Raw genomic sequence first — 18,961 nt, 5'->3', positions numbered from 1 at the left:
CGCAGCGTCGTGCGTTTCGGCGCCGGGCCAACTCCTGTCCCTCTCGGAACGTTCAACAATCGGGAGGGGATAGACTCAATGGACAGGGACACGGAAAAAAGGAAAGATGCCCATTATGCGCCGCTGCTGCTCGTTTCTTTGTTTGTCAGCATTTCGGTCAGTTGGATCGCTCTGCTGCTGGCTTTCGCGGGCGGAATTGAGGCCGAGGCGGGAGAAGAGACTTTCGGAAACGGAGTCGGCGCTTTTGCGGCGCTGCTGCTGCTCGGTGCTGCCGCCGTGCCCCTGCATGCTGCACTCCATGCCCTGCTGCTGCCGTTCGTCGTTTCGAGACGATACCGGCTCCCTTTCGTAAAGGAGCTGACGACGCAGCGGAAAGGCTATACGGCGGCTTGCGCGGCGGCCGGACTTCTGACCGCCGCAGCGGTCTGCCTGGTCGCGGGCGACAAGCTGGGCCTGAACTTTCCGCAGCTGCCTTTTCTCGGCGCGAACATCATGGCGTACGCCTTCTGGCTTATGCTGGCGGGCGCGCGGGTTCCGCGGCTTGACGAAGAGGAACGAAAAAAAGGATGAAGCCCGCAAAGCGGCTTCATCCTTTTTTCATGCCTTTTAAAATAGAACTCCGGCGGAATCCCGCTTTCGCCGGGATTCCGCGCTTATACGGAATCCGGACGTCCGTCCTTGCCGAGCGACCAGCCCGGCGTACGGCGGGAAGGTTCGCCGGGTTCCCGCAGAGGTTCCCGGGGAGCGCTCGTGCCGCTCTCCGGATGAGGTTCGTCCCGCAAAGGATCTTCGTCCCGAATTTCTTCCCGGCGCGGTTCTTGTCCGCCGCCCGGCGACCCGCCTGCCGCGGGACGCGGCTTGTCCTTGCAGTAAATCAAGTAGATCGCGTAGGCCACGATGGCCGGAAGTACGATGGAGACGATCCCGACGATCACGTAATTCAGCGTGCCCATGAAGATCAGGCTGAGTCCCATCAGAATGCTGTCGAACACCACATGCGCGAACATGGCCGTGATATAGCCGTAGCGCAGGAAGATGAAGCTGAACAGCAGACCCAGGAACAGCAGCTCGATCGGACGCGTGATGACCGGATAGATCGGATAAAGCGTATGGCCGAACGCCCAGATCAAGGAAGTGATGATGCTGGCCAGCACGGTGCTGCGCACGATCTTTTTGACCATCGGAATGCCGAACAGCCGGTAGATCGCCTCTTCCGAAATGCCCGCCATCCAGGCCAGAATCGGGAACAGCCAAGGATACATCATATTATAAGTGGACTGGGAATCGTCGGTCGTCGAGAAGACGCCGAGCGAACGCTCCAGTACGAAGAAAATGACGGCCTGTACGGCGAGCAGGATCAGCGCCCACAGATAGCCGGTCTTGGCCGCTTCCCAGACATGACGCCCGTAAGCGGGTTCTCCCCGTCTCGCCCACATATTGCGTCCCTGGCTGCGCCACAGCGCATCGCCTGCGACGAACGAGAAGTACAGCGACGCCGCCATAAAGAGCCCGATTACGGCCTGGAGTATCAGCGTGACGAAGAAGATCACGTCGGAATAGCTGTTTCCTTCGAAATAAGGCCGGGCGTTCCAAACGGAAAACACGGAGACGACGTAGTAGAACAGCGACAGGAAAATGCCGCGCAGGAACGAGGTGTACTTTTTCAGCAGGAACGCATACACGATCGCCAGCACGCCGAGCACGAATGTCAGCAGCATATAGCCGCCGTAGGTCATGACTCCCGCCCACATCGACTGCCGTTCGATGTATTCGGTATAGGACGAAGGGACGCTGAAGCTTGCGCGGATCGAAGCGACCCGATCTTCCTCGAACGTCACGTTGACGCCGAGCTCGCTCTCGCCGATTCGGGCGGAGGGCGAGGTGTAACGAAGCCCGTCTTCGGTGTCCGAAGATACCGGCGTCAGTTCATCGGGATTCAAGCCGAGCTCGCTCATCAGCGGGCGGGCGATGGCTTCCTTATCTTCGGGAAGCAGGGACTGGTCTTCAAGCGAAATCGGGAAAGCTTCTCCGTCCGTCAGCTGCGAGGCATACGTGCCGAGCAGGTCGCTGAAGGCGACGACCCGGCCGGTTTGCGCGCCGACGTCGATCTGCAGCACCCGTTCGCTGCCGTCGGCCGTATAATGATAGACGACGCGGAACATCTCGTAAGGGAACCGTTCGAGATAGGTTTTGTCGTATTCGCTTACCTTTCCTGCCCGGGACAAATAACCGTACAGGTTGGAATCGCTGCGATAGCTGACGGAAGCTTCTCCCAGCGGCTCGGAAATGCCGAGTTTGTCGGCCGCGAACGAAGACGCGCTCGCTTCGGCCCGGCTTTCGCTAATGAGGGAATGCGATTGTTGTTCGGTCATTTCGCTCTGGAACAGGGTCGTGAAGTTGAACAGCACGTAGATGATCAACCCGATCGCCGCCGCCAGACCGAGTTTTTTGTAATTGACGTGCAGAATGCGCTGCTGCGGGTCTGTCATGATTTGCCTCCTTGCCGGATTTCGTATCCGCATCGAACGGATACCTCTCTCTAAAATACCATATTCCGCAAGACGGATACTACAAAACGGCGTTTATCCGCATTCCGTCGGACAAGTCGATATTGTAGTTCGCGCGCGAGTGCGGATATAATAGAACGACTGCTTTCGTTTTCGGCCAGTTAAGAAGGAGGACGCAATAAACATGGCGATCGTTGTCCCCAAACTCAAATTTTCTCCCCCGCAAATTTTGGCGATCGGCTATGCGACGCTGATTCTGCTGGGCACAGTGCTGCTGATGCTGCCCGTCGCCAACACGACCGGCCGGGCGCTGCCGCTGATCGATGCCTTTTTTACCGCCACGTCGGCCGTTTGCGTAACCGGCCTGGTCGTGGTGGACACGGGAACGTTTTTTAACGGTTTCGGGCAGTCGGTCATTATGGTGCTTATTCAGATCGGCGGTCTGGGCTTCATGACGATGGCGACGCTGCTGGCTCTGGTCTTTCAGCGGAGAATTTCGCTGCGGGAACGCCTGCTGCTGCAGGAGGCGATGAACCAGGGGTCGGTGGAAGGCATTGTCCGGCTGATTCGGCGCGTCCTCTACTACTCGATCGTGATCGAAAGCGTCGGAGCGCTGGTGTTCACGGTGCGATTGGCTTTCGATATGCCCGTCGGACAGGCTTTCTATTACGGCGTTTTTCATTCCATTTCCTTTTTTAATAATGCGGGCTTCGACCTGTTCGGCCATTTCAGCAGCTTGACGGCTTATACGGCCGATCCCGTTATGAATTTGGCCGCCGTCCTGCTGATCGTGCTGGGCGGTCTGGGCTTCGTCGTACTGTCCGATCTGGCCGACCTGCCGCGCAAAAAAAAGCTGTCGCTGCATTCCAAGCTGGTGCTCTCCACGACCGGCGTGCTGATTGCGTTCGGCTTCGTCGTCATTCTGCTGTTCGAGTGGAGCAACCCGGGCACCCTGGGCCGTTTCGGCCTGGGCGGAAAGTTCTGGGGGGCGCTGCTGCAGTCCGTGACGCCGCGCACGGCGGGCATCAACTCGGTCGATCTGACTTCCCTGCATCAAGCGACGCAGTTCCTGCTGCTCATTCTGATGTTCATCGGCGCTTCGCCGGGCTCCACGGCGGGCGGCGTGAAGACCACCACGTTCGCGGTCATGATCGGCGCCATGCTGGCCATGATGCGAGGGCGCGAAGACGTCGTCTTTTTCCGCCACCGTCTGGGACGCGATCGGATTCTTAAGGCGCTGACCATCATTTTGCTGGCGCTGGCGCTCATTATCACGGTGGCGATGGTCCTGTCGGTCACGGAAGATCACGACTTCATGCTGATCTTGTTCGAGACGATGTCGGCGTTCGGAACGGTCGGTCTGTCGCTCGGACTGACGACGGATTTGTCCACGTTCGGCAAAATCCTGATCGCGCTGACCATGTTCTCGGGCAGAGTGGGGCTGCTGACGCTCGTCTATGCATTGAAACCGAAGAAAGACCCGGAAAAGTATCGGTATCCGGAAGGCAAGATCATTATTGGTTAAGGCGGTGCATCTACATTGAGCATGCAACAATTTGTGGTGATCGGCATGGGACGCTTCGGCATGAGTCTCGGCACGGAACTGATCGACCTGGGATATGAAGTAATGGGCATCGACCGGAGCGAGGAGGTTGTCGAAGAGGTCGGCGACCGCTTCACGTACGCGGTGGTCGCCGACGCTACGGACGAAGAAATGCTGCGTTCGCTCGGCATCCGCAACTTCGACTGCGGCATCGTGGCGATCGGGGAAAATATGCAGACCAGCATTCTGGCGGCGATTTTGCTCAAGGAACTGGGCGTGAAAAAGGTAGTCGCCAAAGCGATTACGGTGCTGCACGGCCGGGCGCTGGAAAAAATCGGCGTCGACCAGGTCATTTTCCCGGAACGGGAAATGGGCATTCGCGTGGCGCATCAGCTTGTGACTCCGAACCTGCTCGATTATATCAAGCTGTCGGACGACTACTCGATCGTCGAAATGCGCGTGCCGACCTGCCTGAACGAGCGGACGATCTCGGATCTTAATTCGCGCGCGCGCTTCGGCTGCACGATCGTGGCTCTGCGCACCGAAGCGGGCGTAACCATCGCTCCGACGGCCTTGGATCAGATGAGCGAGGGAGATATTATGGTTATCGCCGGTCCGAACGATCGGATCGAGCAGTTCGAACGCGAAGTGGTCAACCCCGAGGAAGATTGAAGGCCGAAGCCGAGCCGGCGGGCGAGAAAAAAAGCGGAAGGAGACGGGAGAAAATCCCGCGGCCTTCCGCTTCTTTTTTCGGTATGCGAATGAGAACGCTTCCTTGCCGATGCCCGCCGCAAAATCGTCCGGAACCGCGCCGCGGCTGGATTCAAAGCGGGCAAGCATGTTTAATGGGTTGTTGAAGTGTTAACCTTTATCTACGCTTACATATACTATGCAGGAATTTTTTGTTTTCAAAAAGACGCCATATTGGTTCCATTCTCGGAATTTTTGGAGTAACATAAAAGAGAAGCCGTTTTGTTCACAATATTGTAAAGGGGTAACTCCCTCGGTTCTCCGTTCTTTTGTTCGGGAGGGCCGACAGATCGGCGAATTCCCTCGAGGAATTTATGAAAACGTTCTAAAAAGGGCATTTTGCGGCGTGGAGGAGTCTTTTCCGAAGGGCGGCGGAATGTCGAATCATGAAAGGGGACGGTTCGGCAGATGAAAGGTTACTACGCCAGAAAGGTGCACTCGTTACTGGGGCTTGTTCCGCTCAGCTTATTCCTGATCGAACACGCGATTACCAACTATGCGGCGTTCGACGGAGGGCAGGCGGGCTTTCAGAAAGCAGTGCGCTCACTCAACGATCTACCACTCGTTTTTTTCCTTGAACTGTTCTTTATCTGGCTTCCGCTGCTCTTTCACGGCGTATACGGTCTTTACATCGCTTATCAGGCGCAGCCGAACATCGGGCACTTCAACACCGAACGCAACTGGCGTTATGTGCTGCAGCGGGTGAGCGGCGTAGTGGCGTTCGTCTTCATCGTCTGGCACGTCTATTCCACTCGCTTCCAGATCTCGCTCGGCAACGTCACGCACGACGAGCTCGGCGGCTGGATGCACGACATGGTCACGCAGCCCGGCTATTTCGTTTTCTTCCTGGTCGGCGTGATCGCGACCACGTTCCACTTCGCCAACGGCGTGTGGGCGTTCCTGGTCAGCTGGGGCATTACGGTCGGCCCTCGCGCGCAGCGCATTTCTTCTTATATCTGCATGGGTCTGTTCGTGGCGGTTACGGCCCTGTTCATGCTGTCGTTGTTCGCTTTCCGCGGTGAGGAATTCGCGAACACGGCAAGCGTAGTTACCACATTGAAAACACTGATCGGTTAAGGGGGACTTAAGCAGACATGGCAAAATCCGGACTCATTATCGTCGGCGGCGGGCTTGCGGGTCTGATGGCAACCGTAAAAGCAGCCGAAGCCGGCGTTCCCGTACAGTTGTTCTCCCTGGTTCCCGTCAAGCGCTCCCACTCCGTATGCGCCCAGGGCGGCATCAACGGAGCGGTCAATACGAAGGGCGAAGGCGACTCGCCTTGGATTCACTTTGACGATACCGTATACGGCGGGGACTTCCTCGCCAATCAGCCTCCGGTCAAGGCGATGTGCGAAGCCGCACCCGGCATCATCCACTTGATGGACCGGATGGGCGTCATGTTCAACCGCACGCCGGAAGGCCTGCTCGACTTCCGCCGCTTCGGCGGAACGAAATTCCACCGTACGGCGTTTGCCGGCGCGACGACGGGGCAGCAGCTGCTGTACGCGCTCGACGAGCAGGTACGCCGCTACGAGGCCGCGGGTCTCGTGACGAAGTACGAGAACTGGGAGTTCCTCGGCGCGGTGCTCGACGACGAAGGCGTATGCCGCGGCGTCACTTCGCAAAACCTGCGCACGATGGAAGTTCAGACTTTCCCCTCGGATGCCGTTATTTTGGCTACGGGCGGACCCGGCATCATCTTCGGCAAGACGACCAACTCGGTCATCAACACCGGCACGGCGGTCAGCGCCGTGTATCAGCAGGGCGTTAACTACGCGAACGGAGAATTTATCCAGATTCACCCGACGGCCATTCCGGGCGACGACAAGCTGCGCCTGATGTCCGAATCGGCGCGCGGCGAAGGCGGCCGGATCTGGACGTACAAAGACGGCAAGCCTTGGTATTTCCTCGAAGAGAAATATCCGTCGTACGGCAACCTGGTACCGCGCGATATCGCGACGCGGGAAATCTTCAACGTCTGCGTGGACCAGAAGCTCGGCATCAACGGCGAGAACATGGTTTATCTGGACCTGTCGCACAAGGACCCGAAAGAACTCGACGTCAAGCTCGGCGGCATTATCGAGATCTACGAAAAATTCATGGGCGACGACCCGCGCAAGATCCCGATGAAAATCTTCCCGGCCGTTCACTATTCCATGGGCGGCATGTGGGTCGACTATAACCAGATGACGAATATTCCCGGGCTGTTCGGCGCCGGCGAATGCGAATATCAATATCACGGCGCGAACCGCCTCGGCGCGAACTCGCTCGTGTCCGCGATCTACGGCGGCATGATGGCCGGCCCGAAAGCGGTCGAGTACATCAAGGGACTCAAAAAGTCCGCGGCCGACCTGTCCAGCACGCTGTTCGACAACGATCGTGCCAAACACGAGGCGAAGTACAAAGAACTGCTGAACATGGATGCGGGATCGGAAAATTCCTATGTCCTGCACCGCGAGCTGGGCGAGTGGATGACCGACAATATGACGGTCGTACGCTACAATGACAAGCTGGAACAGACGATAAACAAGATTAAGGAGCTCAAACAGCGCTACCGTAACATCAACATGATGGATACGGCGCAGTGGAACAACTCCAGCGTCGCGTTCACCCGCCAGCTGTGGAATATGCTGGAATTGGCCGAAGCGATGACCAAAGGCGCGCTGCTTCGCAACGAAAGCCGCGGCGCCCACTACAAGCCGGACTTCCCGACGCGTAACGACGAAGAGTTCCTGAAGACGACGAAGGCGGCCTGGACGCCGGACGGCCCGAGCATTTCCTACGAGGAAGTCGACGTGTCCCTGATCCCTCCTCGCGTCCGCGATTACTCGAAAGATTAATCGCGTTTCGCAGAAACGTGCGGCCGGACAAGCTTTGCAAAAGCTCGTAGGTATCGCGTTTCGCAGAAACGTGCGGCCGGACAAGCTTTGCAAAAGCTTGTAGGTATCGCGTTTCGCGTCACCCGCAAGATTGCCTGATTCAAGCGACCGCACCCGCGCGAAGGGTGCGGGACGCTTTTTCGACCGATAAAAAGCTTGCGCGTGAAAATCCGTTTTGAATGAGAAGAGAAAGAGGAATAGGGATTTCATGGAGGGGACCTGGCGTTCGCCTTTGAAACCGGGAAATCGCATTTCATTCGATCGTAATTTCCTGGTTTCAACAAGCGACCGTAATGAAAAACCCTTTTCCTCGACTTTTTCTCTTTTTCAACGCATAGCATTTTAACGCTCAAGCCGTCGTCCAAAAACATGAATGGGGGAGAAAAGACCATGGCGGAAACGACAACCGTGCCACAAACAACTCAGACAGCAGCCAGAAGAGTCAAATTTGTTATCACCCGTCAGGACAACATGGAAAGCAAGCCCTACATCGAAGAATTCGACCTCCCTTACCGTCCGGGCATGAACGTAATCAGCGCCTTGATGGAGATTCAGCGCAATCCGGTCAACGCCGAAGGCGGCACGACCGCGCCGGTCTGCTGGGAGTCGAACTGTCTGGAAGAAGTGTGCGGCGCCTGTTCGATGGTGATCAACGGCAAGCCGCGCCAGGCCTGCTCCGCGCTCGTCGACCAGCTGGAACAGCCGATTCGCGTCGCTCCGATGTCGACGTTCCCGGTCGTGCGCGACCTGGTGATCGACCGCAGCCGGATGTTTAACGCGCTCAAAAAAGTCAAAGCGTGGATTCCGATCGACGGCACCTACGATCTCGGTCCGGGGCCGCGGATGCCGGAGAAAAAGCGCCAGTGGGCGTACGAACTGTCCAAGTGCATGACGTGCGGCGTCTGCCTGGAGGCCTGCCCGAACGTCAACGACAAGACCGACTTCATCGGTCCTGCCGCGCTGTCCCAGGTTCGTCTGTTCAATGCGCATCCGACGGGCGAAATGAACGCCGACGACCGTCTCGATACGCTGATGGAAGGCACGGACGGCATCGAAGGCTGCGGCAACTCGCAGAACTGCGTGCGCGCCTGCCCGAAAGGCATCCCGCTGACGACGTCCATCGCCGAGCTGAACAAGCAGACGACAAAACGCATGTTCAAACGCTGGTTCGCCCAGTAAACGCGTACGGTAGACGGTCGGCGGTAACTTTGCCGGAATAACAAATCCGAGGCGCCCGCTGCCGGGCTCCTCGGATTTTTGCGTTCGGACGGAGCCCTGCGGAGAAGGCCGCATAGATCTGTTTCGTGATACACTGGGGAGACGGAGACGGCCGAAACCCAATTGAAGGAGACTGAACAAGGCATGAAGGCAATGATTACGGAAAGACCCTATACAAGGACGTCGATCGCGAAGGAGGCGGCGGAGCTTGGCGTAGAGTCCGGCTCGGTGCTGCTCGTCCATTCGTCGCTTAAAGCGATCGGCGGTTGGATCGCGGGCGGAGCGGAGGCGGTCATACTAGGATTGGAAGACGCCCTGGGCGAAGCCGGAACGCTGGTCATGCCGACCCAATCGTCCGATCTGACCGATCCGGCGATCTGGATGAATCCGCCTCTGGACCCCCGCTGGTGGGATCTGGTGCGGGCGGAGATGCCGCTCTACGATCCCGATCTGACCGCGACCCGCTCCATGGGAGCGGTACCGGAGGCGTTCCGCAAGCAGCGGGGCACGCTGCGCAGCGCCCACCCGCATCTCTCCTTTGCGGCGAGGGGGCCGCAGGCGGAAGCGATCGTAGGCGGTCATTCCCTTGATTACGGGCTCGGCGAAGCGTCGCCGCTTGCTCGCCTGTACGAGCGGGATGCCTGGGTGCTGATGCTGGGCACGGGCCATTATACGAATACGTCGTTTCATCTGGGCGAATATCGGGCGAGTTACCGGGGCAAAAAAGAGCTGCGGCCGAAGGCTAAGGTGATGGGCGCGAACGGACCGGAATGGGTGTCGTTTTGCGATATCAACTTCGATTCGGAAGACTTTGAACGGATGGGAGCCGACTTCGAGTCGGAACAGCCGTCCGCCGTCCGGCGAGGACGGATCGGACGCGCGGAATGCCGTCTGATTCGCCAGCGCGCGCTGGTGGATTACGCGGTGCGCTGGCTGGAACTGTACCGCTGACGAACAATGAGGGGAGTACGAAAAGATGGCGGATAAAGAGAGAATTGCGGGCAGTCTGCCGGACTGGCTGCCGATCGTGACCGAACGGCTGGAACTGCGTATTCTGACCAACGAAGATATCCGGAATTGGAGCCGAAGCGCTTCCGATCAGGAAGTGAACCGCTACCTGGCTTCGGCGGGACGCACGTTCGGCGTGGGTAACCCGGATCGGGTCTATCGGCAGATCGAGGAAGCCTATCGCAGCCTGAGCGCGCTGCATCTGGGCGTCTTCCTGCACGGCGGAGACGAAATTATCGGGCTGTGCTCCTTCCAGCGCTGGGATGCCCGGGGAGGAAAGGCAGAGCTCGGATTCGCGCTGTCCCATGAATATTGGGGGCAGGGATACGCCACGGAAGCGGCGGCCGCGCTTGCGGAGTTCGGCTTCGAGCATCTGGAGCTCGAACGGATTCAGGCGCGCTGCTTCGTGAAGAACGGCGCTTCGCTGCGCGTGCTGGCGAAGATCGGCATGGAGCGCCAGCATCGCCCGGAATTCGGATTCGGCGTCAAGCGCCGCGACGATGAGCTGGGGGTTGTCGTTTTTACGCTGACGCCCGAAAAACTGAAAGAAATCCGCGCATAAAAAGAAGTCTCAAACAGCGGAAAACGAAGATTTGCCAGAAAAATGGTTTTGTTACACAATTGAAATATAAGCGACACGGGATTCTAACATGGGTGGGGTATAAATAAGACATGACCCCCTTTTGAAATAGAAGTGATTGGACCCGGACTTCCGTCCGGGTCATTTTTTTGCTTTCGGCGCTGTTCGCGACAGAAAACGAAGAGCGAAAAGGCCGCCTCTTCACGCTAAAGTGAAGAGGCGGCCTTTTATCGTTCGGAGTATCGAGGAAAGCAGCCGTTAGTGCAGGCTTACAGCGCTACCGATACCGGTTTGCGCTCTTTGACGTATACCCATTCCTTGAAGCCGATCTCGCGCAGCTTGTCGGCTACCGCTTCGAAGTCTTCGCCGACCCGGGAAGGCTTGTGGGCGTCGGAGCCGAACGAAATGGAGACGCCGTAATGCAGCGCCCGCTCCAGAATCGCGTCCGACGGATACCAGCCGCCGCAGGTTTTGGTTCCCCCGGACGTGTTGACCTCGATGGCTAGCCCCAGCTCCCCGATCGTCTTCAGCGCCGATTCGACGGCTTCGTCCGCCGGGATGGCGCTGAAGTCGGGGAAATATCCCTTCATGGCGTCGATATGCCCGAGAATCTGGAACATGCCGCTTCGCGCGGACGCTTCGATCAGACGGTAATATTCCTTTTTGGCTTCGATCATGATCTCGGGCGTCAATCCCTCCCAGCGGCTGCGGTCGAAGATGCTTTTGCCGCTGCTGATATGTACAGAGCCGATGACGTAATCGAACGGATAACGCTCGATCGCTTCGCGATAGACGCGTTCGTGGTCGATGAAGTAATCGGATTCGATACCGAGCAGCACGTCGATCCGGCCTTCGTATTCCTTTTTCAGCCGGAGCACTTCCTCGACGTAAGCGCCGAGTTCTAGCCTCGACATGGTAATGGCCGGGGAGGGATGGTCCAGCGGACTGAACAGATGCGGCATATGGTCGGAAATTCCGATGACGGACAGCCCTTCGCGAATTCCGGCTTCGATGTAATCGCGAATATCGCCGTCCGCATGTCCGCAGCGATAGTGATGAGTATGCAGGTCGAACTTCATGGACGCGGTCTCCTTTTCTTACGTTAGAATAATGCTGCCTGGGCAGCTCGCAGCGTCTGTCCAGTCCGAACGTTATTCGGAACCGATAAACTGCGTCTCGGGCATGCCTTTGAGGTCGGCCAGAAATTGGCGCATCGCCGAATTGATATACTTGCCCGAACGGTAGATAACGCCGACCGGATGACTGGCTTCGAATTCGGTCATCGGCAGCATGATCAGGGAGCCTTGGCGCACTTCCCTGGAAATCGACAGCTTCGAGATGACCGCGGCGCCGAGATTCAGCTCCACCATCCGTTTGACTTCCTCGCTGCTGGACAATTCCATGGCGACGCGCGGCACAATGCCGTGTTCCTTGAACACCTGCTCGACGAAGCGCCGTCCGACCGTGTCCGGGGACAGCATGATCATCGGCACTTCTTTGAGATCTTCCAGCGAGATTTGTTTCTTGCGGGCGAGTTCGTTCTGCGGGGAAACGACCAATTCGAACGTATCGTAATAGAGCACGGACGTTTCCAGATCCGGATTGCGCTCGATCAGATAGCCGATGCCGATATCCACCGATCCGTTTTCGACCAGGCTGTAAATTTGCGAAGACGGCATCGATTGAATGCTCGTCTGAATAAGCGGAAACTGGTCTTGAAAATAAGACAGAACGCGCGGCAGGATCTGAATGGCGATCGAGGTAGTCGTCCCCAGCATGATGTGTCCTTGCGGCGTTTCTTCGAGATCGGTAATCTTCTGCTTCAATTCTTCGACGACGGCGAGAATGCGCTCGGCATGCTCGAGAAACACCAGCCCCCGGTCGGTCAGCGTAACCGGTTGGCTGCGGTCGACCAGGACGGCTTTGAATTCGTCTTCGAGACTTTTGATCTGCGCGGAAACGGCGGGCTGTGTAAGATTGAGCAGTTCCCCGGCTTTGCGGAAGCTCATCGTCTTCGAGATGGTGACGAGCGTCTCCAACTGACTCATATTCATGAAACTTCTCCTCCCACCGCGTACTTTATTCCTTAAATTATAGGGGAAGAATAAAAGCAAAAGCAATGAAGAAGGTAAACAAAAGGAAAGAAAACCCCGACTCGGGTCGAATGGTCCATAAACGGCGGGATCCGGACATTTCGATAAGCCGGCAGCAAGGTCAAGCGTCTCCGAAACAATAAATAACCAAAAAGCCCCTGTAAAAAGTCGCGAATTTTCCGAATTTAGGTCTTTGGCTGTAAAAAAAAAGCCTCTTGTTGGCGATAAAAGAAGAAGGCGAATTTTTACAGAATTCGATGCTCGCTGGCCGGAACGCCCCGCGCGTTCCGCGCGCGAGCTTTTTATGCGCCCGACTGACGTCGAATAAGGTCGGATTAAGGCGGCGCAGGGGCTATTCGAGTGGAGATAATCTTTTAAAAGAGATGTTTTATTTTTCTTTCTCACGTATAATTGGGTTAACAAGAAATAGGACTTAAGGTTAATGAGTTGGAAGTCCTTAATACCCGTTACACGTGATTCCAAAAACCTAAGTAGCAGGGGGCGAGTTTGTATTATGAAAGCGGAGGTAATCAACCCGTTTTTGGAATCGGCTAAGCTGGTACTTCATCAGCTCATCCAGATTTCTCCTTCGACGGGGACTCTTGCCGTTAAAAGCGTCAAGCCGATCGATGATCACATCTGGATTCAAATCGGAATGACGGGACAACTGAGCGGCAATATCATTTTCGGTCTGCACGAGCAAGTCGCCATGCGGATCGTATCGGCCATGATGGGCGGATTCACCATTACGGAGTTGGACGAGATGGGCCGAAGCGCCATTTCCGAACTGGGCAACATGATCAGCGGCAATGCCGGGATCCTGCTGTCGAACCAAGGCGTCGTCGTCGACATTACGCCTCCGAGCGTCCTGCACGGAGAGGCGTTTGCGGGAAGCATGCCGGAGAAGGCGCTGACGATTCCGCTGCTGATGGACGGGATCGGCGAGCTGGATATTCAAGTGCTGATTTCGTAAAATAAAAGGCGAACCCACTGCATGGACCTTTCCGGCGGCAGACCCGGTCCGGTCCATGCGCGACAACGGAACGACGAAGGAGCCTTCGCCTTTATGCTAACCAACAAAATCGTGTGGATTACAGGCGCTTCGAGCGGAATCGGAGCGCTTGCCGCGTCTTTGGCCTCGGAAAGCGGCGCGATTCCGATACTGTCCGCCCGCTCGGAAGAAAAGCTTCGCCAAGCCGCGAAAGCCGTGCCCGGGAAGCACGGCATTCGGACTCTCGACGTCGGCAGCGACGAATCGGTGCAGGCCGCCGCGCGCGGGATTATCGAAGAATACGGCCGAATCGATATCCTGGTCAACAATGCGGGGTATGGGCTGTTCGAAACGGCGGAGGAGATGGATCTGGCCGATTACGAAGGCATCATGAACGTGAATTATTTCGGCCCCGTCCGCTGCACGAAAGCGGTGCTGCCGCATATGCGGCAGGCCGGCGGCGGGCAGATTCTGACCGTCGCTTCGATGGCCGGCAAGTTCGCCACCGCCAAGTCGGCCGGTTACGCGGCTTCCAAGCACGCGGTGCTCGGCTTCATGAACTCGCTGCGTCAGGAACTTCGGGGCAGCGGGATTGCCGTCTCGACGGTAAATCCCGGGCCGATCGACACGCCGTTTTTCGAGACGGCCGACCCGGACGGCAGCTACGTCAAAAGCGTCGGCCGCTTCATCCTTCCGCCGGAGAAGGTGGCGCGCGAAATGGTGAAGATGATGCGTACGCGCAGAGACGAGATCGACCTGCCGCGTTACTTCGGTTTGGCGGTCCGGTTATACGGGCTGATGCCGCGCACGGCGGACAAGCTGGCGGGACGTTTCCTGAATTTGAAATAAGAAGTCCGGCGTCAAGCCCCGCGAAATTCTTCTCCCGATAGGGGAAAAGGGTTTTCGCGGGGCTTTTTTTGCGTTACATTGTAGAAAAGACGTCCGGAACCCAATAACGCCAGCGCATGCTTCGATAAGGAAGGATGCGCCGAAACGAAGGAGGAACGGAGATGAAATGGGTAGCTTCGCAGCCGTATTATCAAGTGCAGCGGGAAGTCAGGGAAGGACAGCAGCGCCGCAGCGTATCCGATCGGCAGATCGACTTGTATCACGACCGGGTCACGACGCACAGCCGGGAGTTTCCGCTCGGACATGTGTTCGACATGTCTTATCGGCGGATGAGCGGGGAGATCGGGATGCTGTACCTGCATACGAATCTCGGGGTGTTTTCTTATACGGTCAATACCGATCCGAGACCCTTTATCGATCGATTCAAAGCGATGCCCGCCAACGGAAGCCAACGATAGCGCATAAGGACAGTCGATAAACGAAAAGCCTGTTCCGAACCTCAGCGGTTCGGAACAGGCTTTTTTGATGGCGAAAGGAAATCAAAAGCAAATTCAAAATCTAACGTTGACGTTAACGTTAATATGTTGTAATATTCATATGTAAATGTTGAAATATTACGAAAACGAGCGAAGCTTTTCGGAAAAAGGGAAGGGGGAGAAGCATGAGCGGTTATAAAATCGACGATGTCGCCCGCGAGACGGGGTTAACGAAGCGGGCGATCCGTTATTACGAAGAGATCGGCTTGATTCCTCCGCCCGAGCGAAGCGGCGGGGGAACCCGGCAGTATACGCGCGCGCATATCGAGCAGCTGCAACGGGTGATCTCCGCGCGGGACGTACTCGGTTTTTCGCTGCAGGAAATCCAGGAATACATGGCTTACGCCCAGGAGCTTACGGGACACCGGGAACTGTATCCGCAGCTTCGGGAACCGGAGCGGCAGCTGGAGAAGCTGCGCGAAATGGACGGAACGCTGGACGCGCAGCTGCGGAAGCTGGACGAGAAGGCAAGCAAGATTTTGGCGATGAAAGAAGAACTGGAACGATTTCGCAAGCGGGTAACGGCCGGAATCGCCAGACTGGAAGCGGAAGATCGACAATCCGAATACGACAACATGGAGGGAACGGAAAATGAAAAGTGAAGTACCGATAAGCGCCAATCAGCTGCCTCCCGAGGGTAAAACCGTGAAGGAAGGCGGTTTTTTATCGCAGCCGAAGGCGGTCTGGGCCGTCATGTTCGCCTGCATCATTTCGTTTATGGGCATCGGGCTGGTCGATCCGATTCTGCCGGCGATCGCCAAGCAGCTGGAAGCGACGCCGAGCCAGGTCTCGCTGCTGTTTACCAGCTATAACTTCGTGACGGGCGTCGCGATGCTGATCACGGGCTTCGTCTCCAGCCGGATCGGCGTGAAAAAGACGCTGCTCAGCGGCATTCTGCTGACCGTCGTCTTCGCGGCGCTGGCCGGTTCGTCGGATACGATCGGCGGAATCGTCGGTTTCCGCGGCGGCTGGGGACTCGGCAACGCGCTGTTTATCGCGACGGCGCTGTCGGCGATCGTCGGCCTGTCCACATCCGGCACGGCCAAAGCGATCATTTTGTACGAAGCGGCGCTGGGCCTCGGCATCGCGGTCGGACCGCTGCTCGGCGGCGAACTCGGTTCGATCTCCTGGAGAGGACCGTTCTTCGGCGTCAGCGTGCTGATGGCGCTGGCTTTCGTAGCTGTCACCGTGCTGCTGCCGAAGATTCCGAAACCGAAAACGACGAGCAAGCTGTCCGATCCGTTCAAGGCGCTGGCGTATCCGTCGCTGATGACGCTGGGCATCGTGGCCTTTTTGTACAACTTCGGTTTCTTCACCCTGATGGCGTATTCGCCTTACGTGATGGAGCTTGACGAGCACGGACTCGGCTACGTCTTCTTCGGCTGGGGCCTGCTGCTGGCGATCACGTCGGTATTCGTCGCGCCTCGCATCCAAAGCCGGTTCGGCACGGTGCGTTCGATGGCCGTCATGCTGACGCTGTTCGCGATCGACCTGCTCGCGATGGCGGTCGGCACCGTTATGGGCAGCCCGACGACCGTCATCGTCTGCGTGATCGTGGCCGGCGCGTTCCTCGGCATCAACAACACGCTGATCACGACGGCGGTCATGGAATCGGCTCCGGTCGAACGGTCCACCGCGTCGGCGGCTTACAGCTTCGTGCGCTTTATGGGCGGCGCGGTATCGCCGTTCCTGGCCGGTAAGCTGGCCGAATGGTTCAGCGCGGAAATGCCGTTCTACTTCGGCGCGCTTATGGTCGTGATCGGCGTGGCCGCCCTGCTGCTGCGCCGCCGCCATCTGTCGCATATCGACGAAGCGATCAGTCATTAATCGAACAGGAAAGGAAGCGGAAAAGATGAGACATATCGTGGTAGCGGTAGACGGCTCGTCCGGCGCGGCGAAAGCGCTGGAGGAGGCGATCAAGCTGGGAACGTCCATGGCGGAACGCCCGAAAATCACGGCGCTGCATGTCGATCCCGCGATCGCGATGAACGAACCGGCGATCGGGTTCGATCCGGAAGCGCGAATCGAGGCGGAAGGGCTGGCTCTGCTGGCTCCGATCGAATCGGCGCTGGCATCTTCGGGCCTGCCGCACGAGACGGCCGTTCGCAAAGGCGATCCGGCCCGCGAGATCTGCGCGTTTGCGGAGCATGAAGCCTGCGATCTGATCGTGGTGGGCACTCGCGGACAAAGCCTGGCCGCCGAGCTGCTGCTCGGCAGCGTCAGCCATAAAGTGATTCAGCACGCGCCTTGTCCGGTGATGACGGTTCGCTGACGGGGCGCCGGCGAAGCCTCGGAAACCGGAGCTTCGCCGAACCGTTCAAGCAGGCGGCCGACCGTTGAAGCGTTTTTTCGTCCTTCGGGGCGAAAGAACGCTTTTTTTCGTTTGCTCCGCTTTGCGATTTGCATTTGGGATTTGCTCCGATTCCCCCTATAATAGGAGGAAGGACACGACAGAATGCAAAGGTGGAACAACGAAATGACAAAAGAAATCGAACAATTTGCGCAGCTCGGCATCGGCGAAGCGCTGACGGCCGCGCTGCTTGAATACGGGATCGGCAAGCCGAGTCCCATTCAGGCGGAAGCGATTCCGTACATCCTCGAAGGCCGCGACGTGCTGGCCCAGTCCCAGACCGGCACGGGCAAGACGCTCGCTTACCTGCTGCCGCTGCTGCAGCGGATCGATCCCGACAAGAAAGAAAGCCAGGTGCTCGTTATCGCTCCGACTCAAGAGCTGGCGATGCAGATCGTGCGCGAAGGGGAAAAATACGGCGGACCGCTGGGCATCGGCACGATCGGTCTGATCGGCGGCGCTTCGGCGGCGCGTCAGGTCGAGAAGCTGCGCCAGCGTCCGCATCTGGTCGTCGGCACGCCGGGACGGCTGCGCGAACTGCTGTCGACGCGCAAGCTGAAGCTGCACGAAGTGCGCAGCATCGTGCTCGACGAAGCCGACCAGATCTTCCAGATGGGCGGAGCGGACGACGTGCGCTCCCTGCTGAAGGGCGCGCTGCGCGATCGGCAGTTGATCTTCCTGTCGGCGACGCTGGGGACCGACGTGCGCGCGCTGGCCGAGCGCGAGATGCGCGATCCCGCGGACGTAGGCATCGAACCGGAGCAAAAACTGGCGAAGTCGACGCAGCATCTGTACTTTGTGTGCCAGGAACGCGACCGCATCGATACGCTGCGCCGCGTCGTGCGGCATTACAATCCGCAGCGGGCGATCGTCTTCGTCAATCAGGCCGACACGATCGCCGAAGTGGAATCGAAGCTGAACCATCTGGGCCTCGAAGCGCGTACCCTGTACGGGGATGCGGACAAAGTGACCCGCGCCACGGTGCTGTCGCAGTTCCGGTCCGGCAAGTTCCGTCTGCTGGTCGCGACCGACGTGGCCGCGCGCGGACTCGATATTCCGGGACTCGAGCTGGTCGTGCATCTCGATCCGGCGGCGGATTCGGAGCATTACGTCCACCGAGCCGGCCGGACGGGCCGGATGGGCCGCAAAGGTCTGTCGGTCTCGATCGTGACCGACCGCCAGGCGTTCATCATGCGCAAATTCTCGCGCGAATTGGACACAGCTATCGAAGAGCGCGCCCTGTACGAGGGCGCGGTGCTGGCGCCGGCGGAGGCCGAGGAGCGCCGGGCGGGCGCGGTTCGCCGCACGCCGAAAGGGCCGGCGAAAAAAGAAGCCGGCAGAGGCCCGGCCGGGCCGGGCCGCGGCGTGTCGCCGGGAAGTTCCGGCGCTTCGCCGGCCGGAACTTCCTCGGGGGCGGATGCCGCCGGCGGCGAACGCGGCGGCTCGGGCAGAGGCAGCGAAGCGGCGGAGCGCGGGGGCGCCGGCCGACCGAATCCGGCGAAATCGGCCGGACGCGGTCCGAAGGGCAAAAAGCAGCCCAATAAGGACAAGGGCGCGCCGAAGTGGCTGAAGGAGAAGCGGTCTACGCAGGACCCTTCGTAAGTTCGGATATTTTCCGGACGGGCGGCGGTGCTGGAAGCGGCGCGGCCGGGAAAGG

The 18,961-nt window shown here is 58.2% G+C and carries 18 protein-coding genes; 15 read left to right on the top strand and 3 right to left on the bottom strand.

Annotated features, from left to right (window positions below; genetic code table 11):
• The first annotated feature begins 78 nt into the window (after positions 1-78).
• Positions 79-570: a hypothetical protein gene (locus GYN08_RS15760; RefSeq protein WP_166275942.1), complete on the top strand. Its 492-nt coding sequence runs from the start codon at positions 79-81 to the stop codon at positions 568-570.
• 83 nt (positions 571-653) lie between these two features.
• On the opposite strand, the gene GYN08_RS15755 is transcribed toward GYN08_RS15760, so the two are convergent.
• On the bottom strand, positions 654-2,489 hold the full coding sequence (locus tag GYN08_RS15755; RefSeq protein WP_166275940.1) for a CPBP family intramembrane glutamic endopeptidase: 1,836 nt from the start codon (positions 2,487-2,489) through the stop codon (positions 654-656).
• 202 nt (positions 2,490-2,691) lie between these two features.
• On the opposite strand from GYN08_RS15755, the gene GYN08_RS15750 reads away from it, so the two are divergent.
• The 7 genes from GYN08_RS15750 to GYN08_RS15720 all read left to right on the top strand — a co-directional run bounded on the left by GYN08_RS15750 (position 2,692) and on the right by GYN08_RS15720 (position 10,467).
• Entirely contained in the window at positions 2,692-4,032 is a 1,341-nt protein-coding gene (locus GYN08_RS15750; protein WP_166275938.1) for a TrkH family potassium uptake protein, read from the top strand.
• A 15-nt stretch (positions 4,033-4,047) separates the two neighbouring features.
• Positions 4,048-4,722, top strand: a complete 675-nt coding sequence (locus GYN08_RS15745) for a potassium channel family protein (protein WP_166275936.1) — start codon at positions 4,048-4,050, stop codon at positions 4,720-4,722.
• A 486-nt stretch (positions 4,723-5,208) separates the two neighbouring features.
• Positions 5,209-5,877, top strand: a complete 669-nt coding sequence (locus GYN08_RS15740; protein WP_166275934.1) for a succinate dehydrogenase cytochrome b558 subunit — start codon at positions 5,209-5,211, stop codon at positions 5,875-5,877.
• 17 nt (positions 5,878-5,894) lie between these two features.
• A complete protein-coding gene (gene sdhA, locus GYN08_RS15735) occupies positions 5,895-7,640 on the top strand; it encodes a succinate dehydrogenase flavoprotein subunit (protein ID WP_166275932.1) in 1,746 nt (581 codons plus the stop codon).
• Positions 7,641-8,069: 429 nt separating this feature from the next.
• Positions 8,070-8,858 (top strand): succinate dehydrogenase iron-sulfur subunit, encoded by a 789-nt coding sequence (gene sdhB / locus GYN08_RS15730; RefSeq protein ID WP_166275930.1) that lies wholly within the window; start codon positions 8,070-8,072, stop codon positions 8,856-8,858.
• A gap of 192 nt (positions 8,859-9,050) precedes the next feature.
• Positions 9,051-9,848 (top strand): aminoglycoside N(3)-acetyltransferase, encoded by a 798-nt coding sequence (locus GYN08_RS15725; RefSeq protein WP_166276176.1) that lies wholly within the window; start codon positions 9,051-9,053, stop codon positions 9,846-9,848.
• 25 nt (positions 9,849-9,873) lie between these two features.
• On the top strand, positions 9,874-10,467 hold the full coding sequence (locus tag GYN08_RS15720; protein WP_166275928.1) for a GNAT family N-acetyltransferase: 594 nt from the start codon (positions 9,874-9,876) through the stop codon (positions 10,465-10,467).
• Between the two features lie 287 nt (positions 10,468-10,754).
• Here GYN08_RS15720 and GYN08_RS15715 read toward each other — a convergent pair whose 3' ends face one another.
• Together GYN08_RS15715 and GYN08_RS15710 are read right to left on the bottom strand one after the other, a co-directional pair.
• Positions 10,755-11,564 carry a histidinol-phosphatase gene (locus GYN08_RS15715; RefSeq protein ID WP_166275926.1) on the bottom strand — a complete coding sequence of 270 codons (810 nt, stop codon included), beginning with the start codon at positions 11,562-11,564 and terminating at the stop codon, positions 10,755-10,757.
• Positions 11,565-11,636: 72 nt separating this feature from the next.
• Positions 11,637-12,539 carry a LysR family transcriptional regulator gene (locus GYN08_RS15710; protein WP_166275924.1) on the bottom strand — a complete coding sequence of 301 codons (903 nt, stop codon included), beginning with the start codon at positions 12,537-12,539 and terminating at the stop codon, positions 11,637-11,639.
• A 553-nt stretch (positions 12,540-13,092) separates the two neighbouring features.
• On the opposite strand from GYN08_RS15710, the gene GYN08_RS15705 reads away from it, so the two are divergent.
• The 7 genes from GYN08_RS15705 (at position 13,093) to GYN08_RS15675 (ending at position 18,906) form a co-directional block, all read left to right on the top strand.
• On the top strand, positions 13,093-13,551 hold the full coding sequence (locus GYN08_RS15705) for a chemotaxis protein CheX (protein WP_166275922.1): 459 nt from the start codon (positions 13,093-13,095) through the stop codon (positions 13,549-13,551).
• 93 nt (positions 13,552-13,644) lie between these two features.
• Positions 13,645-14,418, top strand: coding sequence for an SDR family NAD(P)-dependent oxidoreductase (locus GYN08_RS15700; protein ID WP_166275920.1), 774 nt, complete (start codon positions 13,645-13,647; stop codon positions 14,416-14,418).
• 161 nt (positions 14,419-14,579) lie between these two features.
• Complete coding sequence (locus tag GYN08_RS15695; protein ID WP_166275918.1) at positions 14,580-14,876, top strand: hypothetical protein; 297 nt, start codon at positions 14,580-14,582, stop codon at positions 14,874-14,876.
• 203 nt (positions 14,877-15,079) lie between these two features.
• A complete protein-coding gene (locus tag GYN08_RS15690; protein WP_166275916.1) occupies positions 15,080-15,556 on the top strand; it encodes a helix-turn-helix domain-containing protein in 477 nt (158 codons plus the stop codon).
• Positions 15,546-16,781 (top strand): MFS transporter, encoded by a 1,236-nt coding sequence (locus tag GYN08_RS15685; RefSeq protein ID WP_235946320.1) that lies wholly within the window; start codon positions 15,546-15,548, stop codon positions 16,779-16,781. Before GYN08_RS15690 ends, GYN08_RS15685 begins: the two co-directional genes overlap by 11 nt.
• Before the next feature lie 25 nt (positions 16,782-16,806).
• Entirely contained in the window at positions 16,807-17,226 is a 420-nt protein-coding gene (locus GYN08_RS15680; RefSeq protein WP_166275914.1) for a universal stress protein, read from the top strand.
• A 204-nt stretch (positions 17,227-17,430) separates the two neighbouring features.
• A complete protein-coding gene (locus tag GYN08_RS15675; protein ID WP_166275912.1) occupies positions 17,431-18,906 on the top strand; it encodes a DEAD/DEAH box helicase in 1,476 nt (491 codons plus the stop codon).
• The last annotated feature ends 55 nt before the right edge of the window (positions 18,907-18,961 follow it).

It is taken from the genome of Saccharibacillus alkalitolerans (genome assembly GCF_011090185.1).
Lineage (GTDB): Bacteria > Bacillota > Bacilli > Paenibacillales > Paenibacillaceae > Saccharibacillus > Saccharibacillus alkalitolerans.
This window is presented reverse-complemented; position numbering and strand designations above follow the sequence as displayed.

Coding starts and splice junctions, on each gene's coding strand:
- sdhA (WP_166275932.1), top strand. CDS start 5,895: ATGGCAAAATCCGGACTCATTATCGTCGGCGGCGGGCTTGCGGGTCTG.
- sdhB (WP_166275930.1), top strand. CDS start 8,070: ATGGCGGAAACGACAACCGTGCCACAAACAACTCAGACAGCAGCCAGA.
- GYN08_RS15725 (WP_166276176.1), top strand. CDS start 9,051: ATGATTACGGAAAGACCCTATACAAGGACGTCGATCGCGAAGGAGGCG.
- GYN08_RS15750 (WP_166275938.1), top strand. CDS start 2,692: ATGGCGATCGTTGTCCCCAAACTCAAATTTTCTCCCCCGCAAATTTTG.
- GYN08_RS15720 (WP_166275928.1), top strand. CDS start 9,874: ATGGCGGATAAAGAGAGAATTGCGGGCAGTCTGCCGGACTGGCTGCCG.
- GYN08_RS15710 (WP_166275924.1), bottom strand. CDS start 12,539: ATGAATATGAGTCAGTTGGAGACGCTCGTCACCATCTCGAAGACGATG.
- GYN08_RS15755 (WP_166275940.1), bottom strand. CDS start 2,489: ATGACAGACCCGCAGCAGCGCATTCTGCACGTCAATTACAAAAAACTC.
- GYN08_RS15680 (WP_166275914.1), top strand. CDS start 16,807: ATGAGACATATCGTGGTAGCGGTAGACGGCTCGTCCGGCGCGGCGAAA.
- GYN08_RS15700 (WP_166275920.1), top strand. CDS start 13,645: ATGCTAACCAACAAAATCGTGTGGATTACAGGCGCTTCGAGCGGAATC.
- GYN08_RS15690 (WP_166275916.1), top strand. CDS start 15,080: ATGAGCGGTTATAAAATCGACGATGTCGCCCGCGAGACGGGGTTAACG.
- GYN08_RS15740 (WP_166275934.1), top strand. CDS start 5,209: ATGAAAGGTTACTACGCCAGAAAGGTGCACTCGTTACTGGGGCTTGTT.
- GYN08_RS15685 (WP_235946320.1), top strand. CDS start 15,546: ATGAAAAGTGAAGTACCGATAAGCGCCAATCAGCTGCCTCCCGAGGGT.
- GYN08_RS15695 (WP_166275918.1), top strand. CDS start 14,580: ATGAAATGGGTAGCTTCGCAGCCGTATTATCAAGTGCAGCGGGAAGTC.
- GYN08_RS15715 (WP_166275926.1), bottom strand. CDS start 11,564: ATGAAGTTCGACCTGCATACTCATCACTATCGCTGCGGACATGCGGAC.
- GYN08_RS15760 (WP_166275942.1), top strand. CDS start 79: ATGGACAGGGACACGGAAAAAAGGAAAGATGCCCATTATGCGCCGCTG.
- GYN08_RS15675 (WP_166275912.1), top strand. CDS start 17,431: ATGACAAAAGAAATCGAACAATTTGCGCAGCTCGGCATCGGCGAAGCG.
- GYN08_RS15705 (WP_166275922.1), top strand. CDS start 13,093: ATGAAAGCGGAGGTAATCAACCCGTTTTTGGAATCGGCTAAGCTGGTA.